This window comes from Streptomyces sp. NPDC000075 (assembly GCF_040301925.1).
Classification (GTDB): domain Bacteria; phylum Actinomycetota; class Actinomycetes; order Streptomycetales; family Streptomycetaceae; genus Streptomyces; species Streptomyces polychromogenes.
This window is the reverse complement of sequence record NZ_JBEPFL010000022.1, coordinates 17,898-38,646: the sequence shown is the minus strand read 5'-3', so window position 1 is coordinate 38,646 and position 20,749 is coordinate 17,898. Positions and strand designations below refer to the sequence as shown.

At 71.5% G+C, this 20,749-nt stretch carries 18 protein-coding genes; 6 read left to right on the top strand and 12 right to left on the bottom strand.

Annotated elements, in window-relative coordinates; translation table 11 throughout:
• Window positions 1-4: 4 nt before the first annotated feature.
• Window positions 5-1,072 carry a Rossmann-fold NAD(P)-binding domain-containing protein gene (locus ABT403_RS24375; protein WP_344166329.1) on the bottom strand — a complete coding sequence of 356 codons (1,068 nt, stop codon included), beginning with the start codon at window positions 1,070-1,072 and terminating at the stop codon, window positions 5-7.
• A 190-nt stretch (window positions 1,073-1,262) separates the two neighbouring features.
• Window positions 1,263-3,209: an ATP-binding protein gene (locus ABT403_RS24370; protein ID WP_344166328.1), complete on the bottom strand. Its 1,947-nt coding sequence runs from the start codon at window positions 3,207-3,209 to the stop codon at window positions 1,263-1,265.
• A gap of 166 nt (window positions 3,210-3,375) precedes the next feature.
• Here ABT403_RS24370 and ABT403_RS24365 point away from each other — a divergent pair, with 166 nt between their 5' ends.
• Window positions 3,376-4,449 (top strand): Lrp/AsnC family transcriptional regulator, encoded by a 1,074-nt coding sequence (locus ABT403_RS24365; protein ID WP_344166327.1) that lies wholly within the window; start codon window positions 3,376-3,378, stop codon window positions 4,447-4,449.
• 120 nt (window positions 4,450-4,569) lie between these two features.
• Here ABT403_RS24365 and ABT403_RS24360 read toward each other — a convergent pair whose 3' ends face one another.
• From ABT403_RS24360 to ABT403_RS24330, 7 genes are all read right to left on the bottom strand, one after another.
• On the bottom strand, window positions 4,570-5,958 hold the full coding sequence (locus ABT403_RS24360) for a nucleobase:cation symporter-2 family protein (RefSeq protein ID WP_344166326.1): 1,389 nt from the start codon (window positions 5,956-5,958) through the stop codon (window positions 4,570-4,572).
• 362 nt (window positions 5,959-6,320) lie between these two features.
• Entirely contained in the window at window positions 6,321-7,724 is a 1,404-nt protein-coding gene (locus ABT403_RS24355) for an 8-oxoguanine deaminase (RefSeq protein WP_344166325.1), read from the bottom strand.
• Window positions 7,725-7,913: 189 nt separating this feature from the next.
• Window positions 7,914-8,837 (bottom strand): factor-independent urate hydroxylase, encoded by a 924-nt coding sequence (pucL, locus tag ABT403_RS24350; RefSeq protein WP_249768523.1) that lies wholly within the window; start codon window positions 8,835-8,837, stop codon window positions 7,914-7,916.
• Window position 8,838: 1 nt separating this feature from the next.
• Window positions 8,839-9,228, bottom strand: a complete 390-nt coding sequence (gene uraH, locus ABT403_RS24345; RefSeq protein WP_079430425.1) for a hydroxyisourate hydrolase — start codon at window positions 9,226-9,228, stop codon at window positions 8,839-8,841.
• A gap of 2 nt (window positions 9,229-9,230) precedes the next feature.
• Window positions 9,231-9,746, bottom strand: a complete 516-nt coding sequence (gene uraD, locus ABT403_RS24340; RefSeq protein WP_344166324.1) for a 2-oxo-4-hydroxy-4-carboxy-5-ureidoimidazoline decarboxylase — start codon at window positions 9,744-9,746, stop codon at window positions 9,231-9,233.
• 154 nt (window positions 9,747-9,900) lie between these two features.
• Window positions 9,901-10,296 carry a helix-turn-helix domain-containing protein gene (locus ABT403_RS24335; protein ID WP_344166323.1) on the bottom strand — a complete coding sequence of 132 codons (396 nt, stop codon included), beginning with the start codon at window positions 10,294-10,296 and terminating at the stop codon, window positions 9,901-9,903.
• Entirely contained in the window at window positions 10,293-10,544 is a 252-nt protein-coding gene (locus tag ABT403_RS24330; RefSeq protein WP_344166322.1) for a hypothetical protein, read from the bottom strand. Before ABT403_RS24330 ends, ABT403_RS24335 begins: the two co-directional genes overlap by 4 nt.
• A 125-nt stretch (window positions 10,545-10,669) precedes the next feature.
• Between ABT403_RS24330 and ABT403_RS24325 the strand changes: the two genes are divergently transcribed.
• The 3 genes from ABT403_RS24325 (at window position 10,670) to ABT403_RS24315 (ending at window position 14,166) form a co-directional block, all read left to right on the top strand.
• A complete protein-coding gene (locus ABT403_RS24325; protein WP_344166321.1) occupies window positions 10,670-11,503 on the top strand; it encodes a TIM barrel protein in 834 nt (277 codons plus the stop codon).
• Between the two features lie 75 nt (window positions 11,504-11,578).
• Window positions 11,579-12,478 carry a 2-hydroxy-3-oxopropionate reductase gene (locus tag ABT403_RS24320; RefSeq protein WP_344166761.1) on the top strand — a complete coding sequence of 300 codons (900 nt, stop codon included), beginning with the start codon at window positions 11,579-11,581 and terminating at the stop codon, window positions 12,476-12,478.
• A 230-nt stretch (window positions 12,479-12,708) separates the two neighbouring features.
• Entirely contained in the window at window positions 12,709-14,166 is a 1,458-nt protein-coding gene (locus tag ABT403_RS24315) for a catalase (RefSeq protein WP_344166759.1), read from the top strand.
• A 403-nt stretch (window positions 14,167-14,569) separates the two neighbouring features.
• On the opposite strand, the gene ABT403_RS24310 is transcribed toward ABT403_RS24315, so the two are convergent.
• Both ABT403_RS24310 and gcl read right to left on the bottom strand, forming a co-directional pair.
• On the bottom strand, window positions 14,570-15,253 hold the full coding sequence (locus ABT403_RS24310; protein ID WP_344166320.1) for an alpha/beta fold hydrolase: 684 nt from the start codon (window positions 15,251-15,253) through the stop codon (window positions 14,570-14,572).
• Window positions 15,254-15,452: 199 nt separating this feature from the next.
• Window positions 15,453-17,240, bottom strand: coding sequence for a glyoxylate carboligase (gene gcl, locus ABT403_RS24305; protein ID WP_344166319.1), 1,788 nt, complete (start codon window positions 17,238-17,240; stop codon window positions 15,453-15,455).
• A gap of 268 nt (window positions 17,241-17,508) precedes the next feature.
• Between gcl and ABT403_RS24300 the strand changes: the two genes are divergently transcribed.
• Together ABT403_RS24300 and ABT403_RS24295 are read left to right on the top strand one after the other, a co-directional pair.
• Window positions 17,509-18,345, top strand: a complete 837-nt coding sequence (locus ABT403_RS24300; RefSeq protein ID WP_344166318.1) for a hypothetical protein — start codon at window positions 17,509-17,511, stop codon at window positions 18,343-18,345.
• Between the two features lie 106 nt (window positions 18,346-18,451).
• The gene (locus ABT403_RS24295) at window positions 18,452-18,940 is read left to right on the top strand and encodes a glutathione peroxidase (RefSeq protein WP_344166317.1); all 489 of its coding nucleotides are present in this window, start codon (window positions 18,452-18,454) and stop codon (window positions 18,938-18,940) included.
• A gap of 96 nt (window positions 18,941-19,036) precedes the next feature.
• Here ABT403_RS24295 and ABT403_RS24290 read toward each other — a convergent pair whose 3' ends face one another.
• Entirely contained in the window at window positions 19,037-20,719 is a 1,683-nt protein-coding gene (locus ABT403_RS24290; RefSeq protein WP_344166316.1) for an AMP-binding protein, read from the bottom strand.
• Window positions 20,720-20,749: the final 30 nt, after the last annotated feature.

Here is a 20,749-nt window from a genome sequence, read left to right as displayed (position 1 = left end):
CCGCCTACGCCGCCCGGTCCGGGCCGGTGAGCGCCTCCAGCGCCGTGGTGAAGGCCGCCCGGCAGCGCAGCCAGTCCGGGTCCGGGGCCGGGGAGTGCAGGTCGACGAGTTTGGGCAGCAGGTCCGCCGAGAAGGCCCGGGCCGCCTCGGCGGGGAGCAGCGAGGGCAGGTTGTCGATGGCTATCACGTCGACCGGAGCGCCGCCCCCGCGCAGCCGGCGGGCCGGGACCGTCCAGTCCGTCAGGCGGTCGTACACCGGCAGCAGGTGCAGTTCCGACCCGGTGTCACAGGTGATGTCGGCGATCACGGAGAGGCGGCCGGTCCCGGCCTCCAGATCGGCTGCGGTCAGGAAGGGGGGCACGGGCCGGGTGGTGAGGACCGCGTTGACCAGGATGTCGTGGTCCAGCAGAGCGGCCCGGTCCAGCCGGCGGGTCTGCCCGCGCCCCCATCGGGTGACCGCGATCCCGGCGGTGGTGAGGGCGTCGCAGGCGCCGCGTCCGCTGCGGCCGCCCGCGCCGATCACCAGGGCCCGTAACCCGTCGGCCGGCGCGTCCCGCAGCCGGGCGTCCAGCTCCCGGCGCGGCGTGGGGACCAGGGGTGCGGACAGCCGGCCCCGCGCGTGCAGGGCGGCCAGGGCGGCGCCCGCGTACCCGGCCCAGTAGCCGAAGGCGGCCAGCCGGCGGCCCTGCGCGTCGGCCAGGTACTCCAGGTCGAGCAGGGTCCCGCCGCCCGCCGCGAACCGCCGCAGCAGTCCCGGGGCCTGGGGCTGGCCCTTGTAGGCGTGCCCGAAGTAGACGTGGCGGTGGTGCAGGGCCTCGGGAGCCGGCGGGAGCTCTTTGAGGCCCAGGACGTACGCGGTCCCCGGCGCGGCCCGCACCCAGGAGCCGGCGGGGGCGGTGCGGCAGCCCGCGGCGGCGTACGCGTCGAGCGGGAAGACGCGGTGGCCGGATTCCTCCACGGTGATCCGCACGCCCCGCCGGACCAGGAGCCCGGCGTCGTCGGGGGTGAGGGGGGCGCGCCGTTCGGTGGGTCGGGTCTCGCTGCGCATCCACAGCTGCGGGGTGTCGGCCATCGCTGTACCACCTGTCCGGTCAGAGGGGTGGGGCGAGCCAGCGCTCCAGCGATGTCTTTCCGCGTCCCTTACGCCGTACGCCGGATCGGGGCGGCAACTCCGGCCCCCCTGGCACCCCGTGCCCCGCCGGTCCACACCGGCCCCCGGGCCCCCGGCCTCAGGGCCCGGGCCGGGCCCCGGGGCCGGGGGCTCACAGTTCCGGGAGGAGTTCCCGCAGCGGGGTGCGGGCGCCTTCCGCGTGGGCCGCCCGGAAGGCCTCCGGGTCCATCCGCAGCAGCAGGAGCCGCTCGGCACGCGGGGCGCAGGCGACGGCCGGGCGGTGTCCGGAAACGGCGCCGAGCAGCCGGGCGGCGAGCTCGTGGCGGCCCAGGTCGGCCTCCAGCTGGGCCAGCAGCTCCACCGAGAGGGCCTGGCCCAGCCGGTCGCCGAGGGCGAACTGGGTCTCCAGGGAGCGCAGCAGCCAGGTGCGGGCCAGCGCGGGGCGGCCCTCGCGGCGCTGGAGGAGGGCCTGGGCGTACCCGTTCCAGGAGCGGGCCCACAGGTCGGGGCCGTCCGCCGGGCCGGGCCGGAAGGGCAGGGCCGAGGGGTCGGTGTGGGCGAGGGCCATCGCGCGGGCGGCCTCCAGCGCCTGCCGGCCGGGCCCGAACTCGGGCTCCTCCGGGAGCAGGTCGAGGGCCTCGCGGAACTCACCGGCGGCCTCCGCGGGCCGGTCCCGCCACAGGGCCGCGGTGCCCCGGACGTGCGCCAGGTAGGCCAGGACCGCGTCCTCCCCCTCCTGCACGGCCGCAGTCCAGGCCTCCACCAGCAGCGGGTCGGAGGCCTGCGGCTCGCCGAAGCTCGCCACCAGCCAGGCCGCCAGCCACAGCGCCCGGGCCGGACGGGGCGCGGGGTGCCGGGCCAGGGCGTGCTCCAGATGGCCGCGTCCCTCCTCCACCAGCCCGCAGGCCGACCAGAGGAACCACAGGGAGACGGCGATCTCCAGTGCGCCGGCCGGGCCGGCGGGCGAGTCCGGGTCCATCGCCCGCCGCAGCTCGGGCAGTTCCCGCAGGGCCAGGGCGCGCGCCTCCAGCTGCGCCCCCGACCGCCACAGCTGCGCGGCCCGTTCGGCGGTGATCCGGCAGTGCTCGTGGTGGCGGCGCCGGACGGTGGCCGCGTCCCCGTGCGGGTCGCGGGCCAGCCTCCGGGCCGCGTAGGCCCGTACGATCAGCGGCAGCCGGTAGCGGCCCGCGTACCCCGGCTCCGCCAGCAGGGCGGGGGCCAGCCGCCGCAGGGTCCGGGCGGCGTCCGGCGGGGGGAGCGCGCCGAACCCGCACACCTCGGCGACGGAGGTCTCGTCGAAGGAGCCCGCGAAGACCGAGAGCCGCTGCCACAGCAGCCGCTCCCCGGGCGCGGCCAGCCGCCACAGGCGCAGCGCGTCGGCCCCGCCGGCCCGGCCCGCGCCGCCGGCGAGGAACCCCAGCGGGTCGGCGTCCAGCCGGCGCAGCGCCTCGGCGGGGCCGTGGCTGCGGGCCCGCGCGGCCGCGAGCTCCAGTGCCCCGGGGATCCCGTCGAGGGCGCGGCACAGGGCGGCGACGGCCCCGGCGTTGTGCTCCGTGAGCGCGAAGCGGGGGTCGGCCCCGCGCGCCCGCTGCGCGTAGAGCCGTACGGCGGCGGACAGGGCCACCTCGGACACCGGGCGCGGTGCGGCGGGGTCCTGCGGGGCGGTGGGAAGGGGCAGCGGGGCGACGGCGAGCAGGGCCTCCCCCGCCACCCCGAGGATCCGCTGCGATGTGGCCAGAATCCGTACCCCCGGCAGGCGGGCCAGCAGCTCCCCGACGTGCTCCCCGGCCCGTTCGCCGAGCTGCTCGCAGCCGTCCAGGACCAGCAGGACCTCGCGTCCGGCGAGCCCCGCGCCCAGTTCGGCGGCCACCGAGGCCGCGCCGGAGTCCGGCAAGCGGGACAGACCGGCCCACACGACGTCGGCGCCCCGGCCCCCGCACAGCTCGCGGACGGCGCGGACGGCGATCCGCGTCTTGCCCACCCCGGCCGGTCCTGTGAGCGTGACCAGGCGTTCTGTGGCCAGGAGGGCCCGTACGCGGGCCACTTCGGCGGCCCGGCCGACAAGGCTGGACAGCTCGGCGGGCACCGCTTGACGCACGCTCGAGCCGGGCTCCCCCATACGTCCTCCCACTGCTCTTCTGGGGCTGCACACGCCGTCCCGTACGGCACGACCGGCCGATGCGGCGGTTCGGCGCATGAAGAGAGATGATCAGTCGAAAGTCCGGTTAACCGGCTCGGGGCCGGGAAAACCGCCAGGGGTAAGTATGAACTCGGCCATTTCCACCATTGACGACACCGACCGCGCCCTCGTGCACGCCCTCCAGCTCGCCCCCCGCGCCAGCTGGGAGCGGCTGGCCCCCGTGCTCGGCGCCCGGCCGGAGACCCTGGCGCGCCGCTGGGAGCGGATGACGTCCGCCGGCGAGGCCTGGGTCTCGGGGCTGGGGCTGCGGACGGGGAGCCAGGCGCCCTGCATGGCGTGGGTGGAGGTGATGTGCGCGGCGGGCACCTCCCCGGCGGTGGGGGCGGCCCTGGCGGGCGACGCGCACACGATGGGCGTGGAGCACACCACGGGCGGCCGGGACCTGCTGGCCTTCGTGGCCGTACCGGACCTGCACATGCTGTTCCGCTACCTCTCGTTCCGGGTCCAGCGGATACCGGGGGTGACCGGCACCCGGTCCTCGATGGTGACCGCGGTGCACTCGCCGCCCGACCGCTGGCGGATGGACCACCTCTCCCCGGCCCAGGCCGCGCTGCTGACGGGGCGCACCCGCCGCACCCCGGGAACCCCGGGAGCCGGCACGGCCGCGCCCCCGGTCGCCCCCGTGCCCGAGGAGGACCGGCCGCTGATGCTGGCGCTGGCCGCGGACGGACGGCGCAGCGTGGCCTCGCTGGCGCGGGAGTCGGGGATGAGCGAGTCGACCGTACGGCGCCGGCTGAGCCGGCTGGAGGCGGGGCAGGGCCTGCGCTACAGCTGTGCGATGGCCTCGGGACTGTCCGGCTGGCCGGTGTCGGCGACCCTGTGGGCGGAGGTGCCCGAGCACGAGGTCGCCGACTGCGCGGCGGTGGCGGCCGGGCTGCGCGAGACCCGGACCTGCATGTCGGTGAGCGGCACCTGGAACTTCGTGATCACCGCCCGGCTGCGCACGATCGAGGGGCTGGCCCGGTACACGGCCGACCTGTCCCGGCGCCTGCCCGGACTGCGCATCGCGGACACGGCGGTGGCCCTGCACGTGCGCAAGTCGGAGGCGCAGGAGCTCGACCAGACGGGGCGCCGGGTGCGGACGGTCCGCCCGGACATCTGGACGGATCCGGCGCCCGGCGTACCGGAGCAGACCTGAGCCGCGGGCGGGTACGGGAGAACCCCCGGAGGGCGCGCGGAGGCGCGCACACCACACCCGCAGTGGGTGGTGTACGCCCCTGCGCGCGCCCTCCGGGGGCACGGGACGGCTGACCGGTCCTCAGTGCGCGAAGGCCGGTTCCCGGTCGGGTTCCGCCGCCGTCCTCTTCGATCCGACGTGGTTGAAGGCCAGGTTGAGCCCGATCGCGACCACGCAGCCGGTGCTGATGCCGGAGTCGAGGACGACCAGCAGGTCCTTGGGGAAGGCGTGGTAGAAGTTCGGCGCGGCGATCGGGATCAGGCCGATGCCGACCGAGGCGGCGACGATGAGGGCGTTCTCGCCCTTCTCCATGGCCGCGCCCGCCAGGGTCTGGATACCGCTGGCCGCCACCGAGCCGAAGAGCACGATGCCGGCGCCGCCGAGGACGGGCAGCGGGACGACCCCGATGACGGAGGCGGCCACCGGACACAGGCCCAGCAGGATCAGGATGCCGCCGCCCGCGGCGACGACGAAGCGGCTGCGCACCTTGGTCATCGCGACGAGTCCGATGTTCTGCGCGAAGGCGCTGCACATGAACCCGTTGAACAGGGGGCTGAGCGCGCTGCCGAGGGTGTCGGCGCGCAGGCCTCCCTCGATGGTCCTCGCGTCCGCCGGGCGGCCGACGATCTTGCCGAGGGCCAGGATGTCGGCGGTGGACTCGGTCATGCAGACGAGCATCACGATGCACATCGAGAGGATCGCCGCGACCTGGAACTGCGGGGCACCGAAGTGGAAGGGGGTCGGGAAGCCGACGAGGTCCGCGTGGCGGACGGCGCCGAAGTCCGACATGCCCAGCGGTATCGCGATGAGCGTGCCCGCGACGAGGCCCAGCAGGATGGAGATCTGCTGGAGGAAGCCGCGCAGGAACTTGCGCATCACCAGGACGATCGCCAGCGTCAGCGCGGCCATGCCGATGTTCTTCATGGAGCCGTAGTCGGCGGCGGTGCGGTTGCCGCCCTGCGACCAGTTGAAGGCCACGGGGAGCAGCGAGACGCCGATCAGGGTGATGACGGTGCCGGTGACCACGGGCGGGAAGAACCGGACGAGCTTGCCGAAGTAGGGGGCGGCGAGGAAGCCGACGAGTCCGGCGACGATGATCGCGCCGAAGATGACGGGGACGGCGTCGTGCCCCTGTCCCTTGCCGATGGCGATCATCGGGGTCACACCGGCGAAGGAGACGCCGTTGACGAAGGGGAGTTTGGCGCCGATCTTCCAGAACCCGAGGGTCTGGAGGAGGGTGGCGAGCCCTGCGGTGAAGAGCGAGGCGCCCATCAGGAAGGCGGTCTCGGTGGCGGAGAGGCCCACGGCGGGGCCGACGATCATGGGCGGGGCCACGACACCCGCGTACATGGCGGCCACGTGCTGGAGGCCGCTGGTGAACATGCGGAGCGGAGGCAGGGTCTCGTCGACCGGGTGCTTCTCCTCCGGTACTGCGACTGCATCTTTGCGGAACCTGGGCGCGTCGGCCACGGCTTCCTCCGGTCGGTTAAACACGTCGGCAGGGACGTGGGTGTCAGGGAGGTGGTGCGAAAGCGTGCTGGTCGAGCCTTTATGGAGTTGTGGGTGGAGCCACTTCTTCGTCCCAAGGGGTGCGGAATCGATTCGCCCAAAAACCGGTTCCACGCGGTGGATCCAGCCCGGTCAGGGCTGGTGGTGCCGTGGCGGTGGCGCGGGGTGACGCGCCGTACGGGGAAGGGGTGTCACGAGTCACCGCCCCCGGGGGCGCCGTCGGATCTCTCCTCGGGCGCTTCCCGGGAACGGCTGCCGCGGACCCCGCTCGGGTCCGCGGCGGCCGGCCGAGGGCCGTCCCCCCCGGCCGGACTCCGTGGGGATCAGCCCTGCGCGGAGATGCGCGCCAGGCGCTGGGCCTCCTCGCGGGTGGACACCGCGATGGCGTCCTCGTCCGCGAAGAGCAGCCGGTTGTTCTCGACGATCTGCTTGCCGTTGACGAACGAGGCGGTGACCGGGGCGGCCGCACCGAAGACGAGGGCGGTGACCGGGTCGGCGATCGAGGAGTGCAGGAAGGTGCTGAGGTTCCACAGGACCAGGTCGGCGCACTTGCCGACCTCCAGCGAACCGATGTTGTCGGCGCGGCCGAGGACCTGCGCACCGCCGTAGGTGCCCAGGCGCAGCGACTGGCGCGCGTTGAGGGCGGCCTCGCGGTGCACCGGGTTCAGGCGGTTGATCAGCAGCGCGTTGCGCAGCTCGGTGTGCAGCTCGCCGGACTCGTTGGAGGCGGTGCCGTCCACGCCGAGGCCGACCGGGACGCCGGCGGCCAGCATGTCCGGGACGCGGGCGATGCCGGCGGCCAGGCGGGCGTTGGAGGACGGGCAGTGCGCGACACCGGTCTTGGTGCGGGCGAACGCGGCGATGTCGGAGTCGTTCATGTGGACGCTGTGCGCCATCCACACGTCCTCGCCGAGCCAGCCGGTCGACTCGAAGTAGTCGGTCGGGCCCATGCCGAACAGCTCCTTGCAGAACTGCTCTTCCTCGACGGTCTCGCTGCCGTGCGTGTGCATGCGCACACCGAGGCGGCGGGCCAGCTCGGCGCCCTGCTTCAGCAGCTCGGTGGAGACCGAGAAGGGGGAGCACGGGGCGACGGCGACCTGGGTCATCGCGTCGAAGGAGGCGTCGTGGTACTTCTTCACCGTCGCCTCGGTGTCCGCGAGGGCACCCTCGAGGGTCTCGACCGCGTGGTCCGGCGGCAGGCCGCCGTCCTTCTTGCTGCGGTCCATGGAGCCGCGGGCCAGGGTGAAGCGGACGCCCATCTCGGACGCGGCGCGGATGATCGCGCCGGAGAGGTCGCCGGAGTTCTTCGGGTAGACGTAGTGGTGGTCCATCGCGGTGGTGACACCGCCGCGGGCCATCGCGGCCAGGGAGCCCTGGGCCGCCGAGTACGCCATCTGCTCGTCGATGCGCGCCCAGGTCGGGTACAGCGCGACGAGCCAGTTGAAGAGGTTGTGGTCGGTGGCGAGACCACGCGTGATCCACTGGTAGAAGTGGTGGTGCGTGTTGACCAGACCGGGGGTCACGAGGTGCCCGGTGCCGTCGATGCGGCGGACGACGTTCTCGAGGTTCTCGGGGGCGTTGCCCGCGCCGACGAACTCGATCTTGTTGCCTGCGATGACGACGTGACCCGAGGCGTACTCGGTGTCGTTGGCGTCGACGGTCGCGATCGCACAGTTCTCGATGACGACGCGCTCTACGGCGCCGTCATGCGCTGCCGATGCTGCCATGGGACTTCCTCGTGCTTTCAGTGGCGGTGCGGGCACGGCAAAACCCTGGGGATTTGAGTGCCGGAGCCGGGGGCCTGACAGCTGACAGTACTGTCGCCCCGTGTGATGCGTCCGGGTGCCGATTCAGGAAGCTGTGGGGGTGTCGCCCCCGGGGCCACTGCGGAGCCCCGGGGACGGCGGTGTGACTGCTCAGAGGTTGGTCATGTCCACGGGGATACGGGCGTCGGCGCCGTCGCGGAGGACCGTCGCCTCGATCAGACCGTACGGACGGTCCGCGGCGAAGTACACCTCGTTGTCGTTCTTGAGGCCGAAGGGCTCCAGGTCGACGAGGAAGTGGTGCTTGTTCGGGAGCGAGAAGCGGACCTCGTCGATCTCCGAACGGTGGTTGATGATGCGCGAACCCATCTGGTACAGGGTCTGCTGGAGCGACAGGGAGTAGGTCTCCGCGAAGGCCTGGAGCATGTGCTTCTTGGTCTCGGCGTAGGACTTCTCCCAGTTGGGCATCCGCTGCTCGTCGTCGGTCCAGTTGAAGCGCCAGCGACCCGACACCTGGGTGGCCAGGATGCGGTCGTACGCCTCCTGGAGGGTCGTGTACTTGTCCTTCACGTAGCCCCAGAACTCCGAGTTCGTGGAGTTCATGACGATCAGGTCCTTGAGGCCGGAGATGACCTCCCAGTTCTGGCCGTCGTACGTGATCTGGGTGACGCGGGTCTCCATGCCCTTGCGGACGAAGGAGTGGTTGACCTCGTCGGAGCCGATGAACTTCGAGTTGGCGTCCGAGGTGGCGATCCGGTCCCAGGCGTACTCCTCGATCCGGATGCGCGCGCGCTGGATCGGCTCCTGGCTGTTCACGAACCAGCGGGCCAGGTGGATGCCGAACTGCTCGGCGGACTCGATGCCGTACTCCTTGGCGAACGCGTACACCGTGTTCTTGGTGGTGTCCGTCGGGAGGACGTTGGCGTTCGAGCCGGAGTAGTGGACGTCGTCCATGTCGCCGGAGAGGGCGACCGAGACGTTCAGGTCCTTGATGTGGTGCGTGTCGCCGTCCCGCGTGATCTTGACGACGCGGTTCTCTGCTTTGCCGTACTGGTTCTGGCCCAGAATCGTGGCCATGCTAGCTCCCTCGGTAAACGGAGTAGCCGAACGGGTTGAGCAGCAGCGGTACGTGGTAGTGCTCGCCCGGGTTCACCGCGAAGGTGATGGTTACCTCGGGGAAGAACGCACCGCTGTCCCTTACGCGGGGGGCGTCCTGCTGCGCCTCGGCTTGCTTCTTTTCGAAGTACGTCTCGGTCTCGAAGTCGAGACGCACGTGTGTGGTGCCCTCCGGCAGGGCCGGCAGGTCCTTGCAGCGCCCGTCGGCGTCGGTGGCGGAGCCGCCCAGGGCCGCCCACTCGCCGTCGAGGCCCGCACGGGCCGACAGGGAGATGGCGACGCCCTCGGCGGGGCGGCCGATGCTGGTGTCCAGAATGTGCGTGGACACCGACGCGGTGGTCTCGGTGCTCATGGTCACTCTCCTTCTGCGAGCTCGACGAGTCGGGTCAGACGGATCCGGTTGATCTTCACGAGTTCGCCGCGAGCGATCTCTCGCTCCCGCTCCGGCGTGTTCTCGATCCGGACCTTGACCGAGTCCCGCATGAACTCACCGGTGGCACCGGTGGCGCAGATGAGGAACACGTGGCCGAACTTGTCCTGGTAGGCCAGGTTCAGTTCGAGGAGCTCGTTCTTGAGCTCCTCCGAGGCACCGGCCATGCCACGCTGCTCGCGGGCGGAGGTCGGGTCTCCCGGCTTCGGCCGGCCGATCGGCGCGTGGCCTCCCATCGCCTCGCCCAGGTCGTCCGCGGTGAGCTCCGCCATGGCGGCCTCGTTCGCGGCGAAAAGGGAGTCGGCGGTGGCGAAGGGGCGCTGGGCGAGCATCTTGCTCCCCCACGCCGAACTGGCGCACACCTCGTGCAGCTCGGCCGTGGCCTCGCTGTCGTCCAAGGCGTTGAACCGGGTCAGACCCGGGGTCGGGCTCGAAGTCACGGTAGGCCTCCGTGGCCTGTTGTTGCTTTGACGGGCTGCGCATAGCTAACGCCCTCGACAACACGGCGTCAACACTTTGTTGAAACTTCGCGTACACAAAAGCCGCCGCCCGGGTGAATTGGGCGGCGGCTCGTGACCGTCGGTGGAGCGTCCCTCACTCCGGGCTGTTCTGCTTCGCTGCCTTTGCTGGGTTTTCCCGGTTCAAATAGTTGTAGACCGTGAAACGGCTTACACCCAGGGCACCCGCGACCGTTTCCACGCCGTGGCGGACGGAGAAGGCGCCCCGCGCCTCCAGTATGCGTACCACGTCCTGCTTGGACTTCCGGTCGAGCTGCGCCAGCGGCACGCCGTGCCGCCGCTCCAGCGCCGCCAGGATGTGGTCCAGCGAGTCCGAGAGCTGCGGCAGCCGCACGGCCACCACCTCCCGGCCCTCCCACGTCAGCACGACGTCGTCGGGCTCGGCGCCGGCCGGATCCATGAGCTCGCCGCCCATCGCGTCCACGAGCGGCTTGACCGCGGTGACGAACGGGTGGTCGCGGGGCTCGGTCATGCGCCCTCCTCCCCGATCACGTTGACCTGGAGCGAGACGCGCGTGGCGCCGGCGTCCAGCGCGTCGCGCAGCAGGGCGGCCACCGCGCCCAGCACCCGGTCGGAATCACCCTCGGCGGTGTTGCCGAAGGGGCCCACGTCGACCGCGTCCAGTTCGGCCTTCTGGATGACCTCCCGGGCGGCCACGGCGTGGGCGGGGGCCTCTTCGAGGTCGAAGGGCTCGGTCGTGAACTCCACTCTCAATCGCACGTCGCCAAGCTACCCAACCGTCGTGAGATTTCGGGAGTCGGCACTTGACAAGTGAGACACCGGGCTTGCAGTCTTCCATCAAGCAGAAAGTAACTTCCGCAATACGGAAGGAGCGCACACCCCTCATGGGATACTCGGACCAGCGCTTCGATGTGAACCTTTCGATCCTCTTCACGGAACTCCCGCTCTTGGAGCGCCCCGCGGCCGCCGCCGCGGCGGGCTTCACCGCGGTCGAGCTGTGGTGGCCCTGGATCGAGACCCCCACCCCCGCTCAGGAGGAGCTCGACGCCCTCAAGAAGGCTCTTGAGGACGCCGGCACCCAGCTGGTGGGCCTGAACTTCTACGCCGGCCAGCTCCCCGGCCCGGACCGCGGCGCGGTCTCGGTGCCCGGCGAGGAGTCGGACCGCTTCAACGCCAACATCAACGTCGCGGCGGACTTCGCCGCCTCGGTCGGCTGCAAGGCGCTCAACGCCCTGTACGGCAACCGCGTCGAAGGCGTGGACCCGGCCGTCCAGGACGAGCTGGCCCTGAAGAACCTGGTCGTCGCGGCGCAGGCCGCCGACCGCGTGGGTGCGATCCTCCTGATCGAGACCCTCAACAAGCCCGAGTCGCCGCTCTACCCGCTGGTGAGCGCCCCGGCCGGCATCGAGGTCGTGGACAAGGTGAACGAGGCCACCGGTCTCGGCAACGCCAAGTTCCTCCTCGACCTGTACCACCTGGCGATGAACGATGAGGACCTCTCCGAGGTCATCGAAAAGTACGCCGCCAAGACCGGGCACGTCCAGATCGCGGACAAGCCCGGACGCGGTGCCCCCGGCACCGGAGAGCTGCCCCTCGAGGACCTCCTCGACCAGCTCAAGAAGGCCGGATACCAGGGCTACGTAGGCCTCGAGTACAAGGCGGCCGACGCCGCCGCGTCCTTCGAGTGGCTGCCGGCCGAGGCCCGCGCCGCCAAGTAGGCGGACAAAGTCCGGGCGATCAGCCAGGCACCTCACGCACTTTTCGTATAAAGCTTGAAGAAGAAGGACCTCATCATGAGCAACCTCGCCGCCCTCCCGAAGATTGCCTGGATCGGACTCGGCATCATGGGCTCCCCCATGTCCGAGAACCTCCTCAAGGCCGGCTACTCGGTCACCGGCTTCACGCTGGAGCAGGACAAGCTGGACCGCCTGGCCGCCGCCGGCGGCACCGCCGCCGGCTCGATCGCCGAGGCCGTCGCGGACGCCGACGTCATCATCACGATGGTGCCCGCCTCCCCGCAGGTCGAGGCCATCAACTACGGCCCGAACGGCATCCTCGAGAACGCCAAGTCCGGCGCGCTGATCATCGACATGTCGTCGATCACCCCGCAGACCTCCGTCGACCTGGCGAAGAACGCCGCCGAGAAGGGCATCCGCGTCATCGACGCCCCGGTGTCCGGCGGCGAGGCCGGCGCCATCGAGGCCGTCCTGTCGATCATGGTGGGTGGCGAGCAGGCCGACTTCGACGCCGCGCTCCCGATCCTGGAGGCCCTCGGCAAGGTCATCGTCCTGTGCGGCCCGCACGGCTCCGGCCAGACGGTGAAGGCCGCCAACCAGCTCATCGTCGCGGTGAACATCCAGGCGTGCGCCGAGGCCGTCGTCTTCCTCGAGAAGTCCGGCGTGAACCTCGAGGCCGCCCTCGACGTCCTCAACGGCGGTCTGGCCGGCTCCACGGTCCTGACCCGCAAGAAGGACAACTTCCTGAACCGCGACTTCAAGCCCGGTTTCCGGATCGACCTGCACCACAAGGACATGGGCATCGTCACCGACGCCGCCCGCAACGTCGGTGCCGCCCTGCCCGTCGGCGCGGTCGTCGCCCAGCTGGTCGCCTCCCTGCGCGCCCAGGGTGACGGCGGCCTGGACCACTCCGCCCTGCTCCGCGCGGTCGAGCGCCTCTCCGGCGCCCAGGTCTGATCCCCTGCGGCCCGCACGCCGGGCCGCACTCCCCCCTTCCGGGGGCCCGAGTTTCCGGATGGTGCCGGTGCTGACACCTGTCCTGTCGCGCCCAAGCGCCGGCACCGTCCGGATTACCTCTCCCACTCTTTCTCTCAACAAACTGTTGACGTCGCGTTCACGCCGAAATTAGGCTGTTCCGCATGACGGAAGACGCTTTCCGTCAGCAGTTACCCGTACGGAAGGTCACCATGTCGAAGCGCACGCTGACGACCGAGTCCGGCGCCCCGGTCGCCGACAATCAGAACTCCGCCACCGCCGGCGTCGGTGGCCCGCTCCTGATCCAGGACCAGCAGCTCCTCGAGAAGCTCGCCCGCTTCAACCGTGAGCGCATCCCGGAGCGTGTGGTGCACGCCCGCGGCTCGGCCGCGTACGGCTACTTCGAGGTGACCGACGACGTCACCGCCTACACCTCGGCCAAGTTCCTCTCCGAGGTCGGCAAGAAGACCGAGACCTTCCTGCGGTTCTCCACCGTGGCCGACTCCCTCGGTGGCGCGGACGCCGTCCGCGACCCGCGCGGCTTCGCGCTGAAGTTCTACACCGAGGACGGCAACTACGACCTCGTCGGCAACAACACCCCGGTGTTCTTCATCAAGGACCCGATCAAGTTCCCCGACTTCATCCACTCCCAGAAGCGCGACCCCTTCACGGGCAAGCAGGAGCCGGACAACGTCTGGGACTTCTGGGCGCACGCCCCCGAGGCGACGCACCAGATCACCTGGCTGATGGGTGACCGCGGCATCCCCGCGTCCTACCGCCACATGAACGGCTACGGCTCCCACACCTACCAGTGGACCAACGCCCAGGGCGAGGCCTTCTTCGTCAAGTACCACTTCAAGACGAACCAGGGCATCCGCTGCCTGTCGGCCGAGCAGGCCGCCGAGCTCGTCGGCAAGGACGCGAACTCGCACCAGACCGACCTGCTCCAGGCCATCGAGCGCGGCGTGAACCCCTCGTGGACCCTGTACGTGCAGGTCATGCCGGCCGCCGAGGCCGCGGACTACCGCTTCAACCCGTTCGACCTCACCAAGGTGTGGCCGCACGCCGACTACCCGCTGCAGCGCGTGGGCCGCCTGGTCCTCGACCGCAACCCGGACAACGTCTTCGCCGAGGTCGAGCAGTCCGCGTTCTCCCCGAACAACTTCGTCCCGGGCATCACCGCCTCGCCGGACAAGATGCTCCAGGGCCGCCTGTTCGCGTACGCCGACGCCCAGCGCTACCGCCTCGGTGTGAACCACACCCAGCTGCCGGTCAACGCCCCGAAGGCGACGAAGGCCGACAACTACGGCCGCGACGGCGTCATGGCGCTGCGCAACGGCTCGCGCCACGACAAGAACTACGAGCCCAACTCGTACCAGGGTCCGGCCGAGACCGGCATAGCCCTGGGCGCCCCGAAGGCCGTCTCCGGCTACACGGGCACCCACGAGGCCCCGGCCCACACCAAGGACGACGACTTCTTCCAGGCCGGTGAGCTCTACCGCCTGATGTCGGAGGCCGAGAAGCAGCGCCTGGTGGCGAACATCGCCGGCGGCCTGTCTCAGGTCACCCTCGAGGACGTCATCGAGAAGAACCTGGCTCACTTCCACGCCGCGGACGCCGACTACGGCAAGCGCGTCGAGGAGGCCGTGCGCGCCCTGCGCGACGCCTGAGCCCCACAGATGTACCGGGGGTCTGACGGGAGGTCAGGCCCCGGGTGCTGAGCCCGCGCCGCGGACCCGGATGAGGGGTGGTACGTGGTGAGGGCAGGACGAGGACCGTGGCGAGCGTGCGAGCCAGTGCGGTGGTAATGGGTTCCGAGGCCCGTCTCTTGACCTGAGGGAGACGACGCCGGAGTTCTCGTCGCCCGCCCGCCACGGTCCCAGCCACTCCTCTGTATAGGGGCCACGCACAGGGTCCCCTATAGAGAGGAGAACCAACCTCCCCCATGTCTCCGCCCGGCGGTGCGAACGTCCTGTCGCGCCAGCCTCGCTCCGTCGGGCGGTAACAACCAGAGCGCCGAGTCACGGACGGTCCCGTGACTCGGCGCTTTGCCGTTCCCAGTGCGTGCCTCGTTCAGAGCGAGCTCGCGGCCCTGCGGATGAGGTCGAGGACCTCCTGCGGCCGGGACAGCATGGGGACGTGCGAGGAGTCGACCTCCGCGACGGTGGCGCCCATCCGCTGCGCGGCGAAGCGCTGGAGCTCGGGGTTGACCGCGCGGTCCCGGGTGGTGACCAGGAACCAGCTGGGCCTGGTCCGCCAGGCCGGCTCGCCGACCGTGGAACCCAGGACCTCCGCGCGGGGCGCGCCCTGCGTCGCCCACACCAGGCGCTGCTCCTCCTGCGGCAGGTCGCCGCAGAAGTCGGAGATGCCGTCACGGGAGATCCAGATGCGGCCGTCCTCGCTGTCGAGGTGCGAGAAGAGCGGCGGCGGGTCGAACTTGCCGATCAGCGCCTCGGGGGTCTCCCCGGTGTCCGGCCCCAGCGCGGCGATGTAGACGAGTCCCGCGACCCTCTCGTCCGTTCCGGCGGCGGTGATGACGTACCCGCCCCAGGAGTGCCCGACGAGGAGGGCCGGGGCGCTGACGCGGGCCAGCGCGCGGTGGACGGCGTCCACGTCCCCGTCCAGGGAGTCCAGGCTGTTCTGCGCGGACACCACCTCGTGCCCCTCGCACTGGAGGACCGGGATCAGCTTGCTGTAACAGGATCCGTCGGCCCACAGGCCATGGGCGAAGACGATGCTCGGCTTGGCGGTCGGCATGTGCGTGCTCCTGACGTGACGGGGAAGGCCAGGGGCCCGGGGGGCCCGCACGGGCCGCGGGAGGCGGCCGCGCACACCGGCAAGTCCACACCAGGACCCGGCGGCCCGCATCCCGGAGGGGAACACCGGAGGGGAACGCGGAGCGGCCCCCGCCCCTCCTGCCGGAGGGACGGGGGCCGCTTCGCGCGTGCGGAGTCGATCAGGCCTGGAGGGCCTTGATCGCGGTCGGGGCGTGGCCCGGCTCGGTCGCGAGCTCTTCGAACTCGGTGACGTCGCTCATGTCGACCGTCTTGCTCATCGCGATGTTGGTGACGCGCTCCAGGATCGCCTCGACGACGACCGGGACCTGGAACTCCTGCGCCAGCTTCTTGGCCTCCTCGAAGGCCTCGCCCAGCTTGTCCGGGTCGGTGACGCGGATGGCCTTGACGCCCAGGCCCTCGGCGACCTTGACGTGGTCGACGCCGTAGACGCCGATCTCCGGGGTGTTGATGTTCTCGAACTCGAGGTTGACCTCGAAGTTGATGCCGAGGCCGCCCTGCGCCTGGCGGATCAGGCCCAGGTAGGCGTTGTTCACGAGGACGTGGACGTAGGGGACCTTGTGCTGGGCGGCGACCGCCAGCTCCTCGATCATGAACTGGAAGTCGTAGTCGCCGGAGAGGGCGACGACCGGGACGTCCGGCTGCGCGGTGGCGGCACCGATGGCGGCCGGGATGGTCCAGCCGAGCGGGCCGGCCTGGCCGCAGTTGACCCAGTGGCGCGGCTTGTAGACGTGCAGGAACTGCGCGGCCGCGATCTGGGAGAGACCGATGGTGGTGACGTAGCGGGTCTCGGGGCCGAACGCCTTGTTCATCTCCTCGTAGACGCGCTGCGGCTTCATGGGGATGTTCTCGAAGTGCGTCTTGCGGAGCAGGGTGGCCTTGCGCTCCTGCGCGGAGGCGGCCCAGGCGGAGAAGTCCGGCAGCTTGCCCTCGGCCTTCCACTCCTTGGCGACCTCGATGAAGAGCTCCAGGGCGACCTTGGCGTCGGAGGCGATGCCGAAGTCCGGGGCGAAGATCTTGCCCAGCTGGGTGGGCTCGATGTCGACGTGGACGAACTTGCGGCCCTTGGTGTAGGCCTCCAGGTTGTAACCGGTGTGACGGTTGGCCCAGCGGTTGCCGATACCGATGACGGTGTCCGACTCCAGGAAGGTCGCGTTGCCGTAGCGGTGCGCGGTCTGCACGCCGACCATGCCGGCGGCCAGCTCGTGGTCGTCCGGGATGGTGCCCCAGCCCATCAGGGTGGAGATGACCGGGATGCCCGTCAGCTCGGCGAACTCGACCAGCAGGTCGGAGGCGTCGGCGTTGATGATGCCGCCGCCGGCGACGATCAGCGGACGCTCGGCCTCGAGCAGGAAGCTCAGGGCCTTCTCGGCCTGGGCGCGGCTGGCCTGCGGCTTGTAGACCGGCAGCGGGGTGTAGGTCTCGGGGTCGAACTCGATCTCGGTCAGCTGGACGTCGATCGGCAGGTCGATGAGGACCGGGCCGGGACGGCCGGAGCGCATCAGGTGGAAGGCCTGCTGGAAGACGCCGGGGACCTGCGCGGCCTCCAGGACCGTGGTGGCGGCCTTGGTGACGGGCTTGGCGATCGTGGCGATGTCGACGGCCTGGAAGTCCTCCTTGTGGAGCTTCGAGACCGGGGCCTGGCCGGTGATGCACAGGATCGGGATGGAGTCCGCGATCGCGGAGTACAGGCCGGTGATCATGTCGGTGCCGGCCGGGCCCGAGGTGCCGATGCAGACGCCGATGTTGCCGGCCTGGGCGCGGGTGTAGCCCTCGGCCATGTGGGAGGCGCCCTCGACGTGACGGGCCAGCGTGTGCGCGATTCCGCCCACGTTCTTGAGCTCGCGGTAGAACGGGTTAATCGCGGCACCGGGCACGCCGAACGCCTGCTCGACACCCTCGAGCTTAAGGATCTCAACGGCGGCAGCGGCGGCTGTCATACGAGGCATCAGGGTCTCCTGCGGGTCTGGCGGTCAGACTTTTTCCGGCATCCGGAATTTATGTTCTGCTATACGAAACAAGCTAAGCGGCGGCTTCCCGCACGTCAAGGCGGTGCGGCACCCCGGAACCCACCAAAAGCCGCATCTCTTTCGGTGAGTTGCACAAATGGCCGGGCTCGCGGGGTGAAACGGCGTGATTCGGCGGGCTCGCTCGCCCCCGCGGTCGCCGGTGGTGGAGCATGGACCCACGCACAGCTACGGAGGGGGTCCAGGGCTCATGGCGGAAGCGGTACCGGTGCGCTGCCCGGCGTGCCAGCGCGAGAACGGCTACATCTCACCGGTCTTCCCGTGTGCCTGCGGGAGCCCGGTCACCCCGCCGCTGGACCTGGCGGCGGCGCCCCTGCCGCTGACGCACCGCACCTGGCAGGACAGCTGGGTCACGGTGCGCTGCGGGTCCTGCGGGCGGGAGAGCGAGTGGCCGCACCCGGAGGTGGGGTGCGGCGCGTGCGGGACGGTCGTGCTGGTCCCCGTACGCCCGCCGGAAGAGGCGGAGCCCGGGACGGACGCGGCGGCCGGGGCGGATGCCGGGGACGCGGCCGGGGCGGATCCCGGCGTACGGGAGGGGGCGGGGGACGGCGTACGGGGGGACGGGCGCCCGGCCGGTCGGCCCCCGGCGGGCCCCGCTCCCGGGGGCGGCTCCGCCGGCGTGGTGCGGGGGCCCGCCTCCAGGCCGCCGTTCCGGCCGGTGACCATCCGTACCGCCCGGGACGCGGTGGCGACGGCGGCGCTGTACCTGCGCTGGCTCGGTTTCCGGGACGTGCGCCAGCCCGACGGGGTGCCGATCCCGTCGGCGGCGGTGGACCTGCGGGCGCCCGGGGTGGTGGCGCAGGTGGACCCGACGACGGCGCCGGCCGGGCTGCGGGCGGTGGAGTGCGTCTGGCTGAACGGTCTGACGGCGTCGACCACCAGCGTCTACTTCGCCCTGGCGGGCTATACGGAGGAGGCCCGGGGCCGCGCGGACGACCTGGGGATACCGCTGTTCGTCATGGACCTCACGGGCATGCCGCAGCCCGTCAACGACCCGGCGGACGCACTGGTCGTCCGGGGGGCCTAGGCTCGGGACCTGTTCGCACGTGCTGTTCGATCATGCCGTCCGGCCCTGCCGCCGCGTCGAGCCGTCCGAGCACGTCGCACCAGCCTGCCGACCCGAGGAGAGCCCGATGAGCCTGTACGACATCCCGCTGACCACCCTGGACGACGAGCCCACCAGCCTGGCGGCCCACCGCGGCAAGGCCGTCCTGGTGGTGAACACCGCCTCCCAGTGCGGGCTCACCCCGCAGTACTCGGGTCTGGCCCGCCTGCAGTTCGCGTACGAGGCGAAGGGCTTCACCGTCATCGGTGTGCCCTGCAACCAGTTCGGCGGCCAGGAGCCGGGCACCGCGGAGGACATCCAGACCTTCTGCGCGGCCGGCTTCGGCGTGACCTTCCCGATGCTGGAGAAGACCGAGGTGAACGGTGAGAACCGGCACCCGCTGTACCGGGAGCTGGTGAAGACCCCGGACGCCGAGGGCGAGGCGGGGGACATCCAGTGGAACTTCGAGAAGTTCCTGATCTCCCCCGCCGGTGAGGTCGTGGCCCGCTTCCGCCCGCGCACCGAGCCCGAGGCCCCCGAGGTCATCGCGGCGATCGAGGCGCAGCTGCCGGCCTGACCCCCGTTCGCCGCGGGCGCCCGGTCACCGGGCGCCCGGGGCCGGGAGCGGGCGCGGGGGCCCGGGGCCGGGGGCGGGCGCGGGGGCCCGGGGGTCTCAGCCCACGAGATCGGTCTCGTCGTACTCCTGCGCCGACCCGGCGGCCGTGAGGTCCCGCAGCTCCACCCGGCGGATCTTCCCGGACACGGTCTTGGGCAGCTCGGCGAACTCGATGCGCCGGATCCGCTTGTACGGGGAGAGGACCCCCCGGGAGTGCTCGAACAGCACCCGCGCGGTCTCCTTCCCGGGCTCCCAGCCGGCGGCGAGGGTGATGTACGCCTTGGGCACGGCGAGCCGCAGCGCGTCGGGGGCCGGGACGACGGCCGCCTCGGCGACCGCCTCGTGCTCCAGCAGGGCGCTCTCCAGCTCGAACGGGCTGATCTTGTAGTCGGAGGCCTTGAAGACGTCATCGGCCCGGCCCACGTAGGTCAGGTAGCCGTCGGCGTCGCGCGAGGCGATGTCCCCGGTGCGGTAGAGGCCGTCCGCCATGGCCTCGGCGGTGCGCTCGGGGTCGTCGCGGTAACCCGTCATCACCCCGGCGGGGGCGCGGCGCAGGTCCACGCACAGCTCCCCCTCGTCGGGGGACTCCTTGCCGGTGACGGCGTCCAGCAGAACGATCTCGTAGCCGGGCGCGGGGCGCCCCATGGAGCCCGGCTTGACCTCGGCGCCGGGGAAGTTGCCCACCTGGAGGGTGGTCTCGGTCTGCCCGAAGCCGTCGCGGATGGTGATGCCCCAGGCCTCCTTGACCCGTTCGATGACCTCGGGGTTCAGGGGTTCGCCGGCGGCCACGGCCTCGCGCGGGGGGCGGCGCAGGGCGGTGAGGTCGGACTGGATCAGCATCCGCCAGACGGTGGGCGGGGCGCAGAAGGTGGTCACCCCGCCGCGGTCCATCTCGGCCATGAGCCGCTCCGCGTCGAAGCGGGTGTAGTTGTGGACGAAGACGGTGGCCCCGGCGTTCCAGGGGGCGAAGAGGTTGGACCAGGCGTGCTTGGCCCAGCCGGGCGAGGCGATGTTGAGGTGCACGTCTCCGGGGCGCAGGCCGAGCCAGTACATGGTGGAGAGGTGCCCGATGGGGTACGAGGCGTGGGTGTGCTCGACGAGCTTGGGGCGGGCGGTGGTGCCCGAGGTGAAGTAGAGCATCAGCGGGTCGGAGGCGAGGGTGGTCCCGTCGGGGCGGAAGCCGCTGTCGGCCCCGTACATGTCGGCGAGCCGCAGCCAGCCGGCCGGCACCCGGTCACCGGCGGCGATCCGGGTGTAGCCGCCGGGCACCTCGTCGAACTTCGGGGTGTCCTCGGTGCGCGCGATCACGTGGCGGACGCCGCCGCGCTCGATGCGGTCGCGCAGGTCGGCCGGGCCGAGCAGCGGGGTGGCGGGGATGACGACGGCGCGCAGCTTCATCGCGCCGAGCATGACCTCCCACAGCTCGCGCTGGTTGCCGAGCATGACCAGGACCCGGTCGCCGGCGGCCACACCGCGCTCGCGCAGCCAGGTGGCGGCGGAGCCGGAGCGCAGCCGCATCTCGTCGAAGGTGACGGCCTCGGTGGCCCCGTCCTCCTCCACGATCCGCAGCGCGTCGGCGGTGTTGCCCTCCGCGATGCGGTCGAACCAGTCGAACGCCCAGTTGAAACGTTCGGGGCGGGGCCAGGTGAATCCGGCGCGGGCGGCTTCGTACTGCCCTCGGTGGGCGAGCAGGAAGTCCCGTGCGGCCAGGAAGCTGTCGGTGGCGCTGTTCTCCGTCATGGAAGGCATCGTGCCGCGCCGGACGGCCCC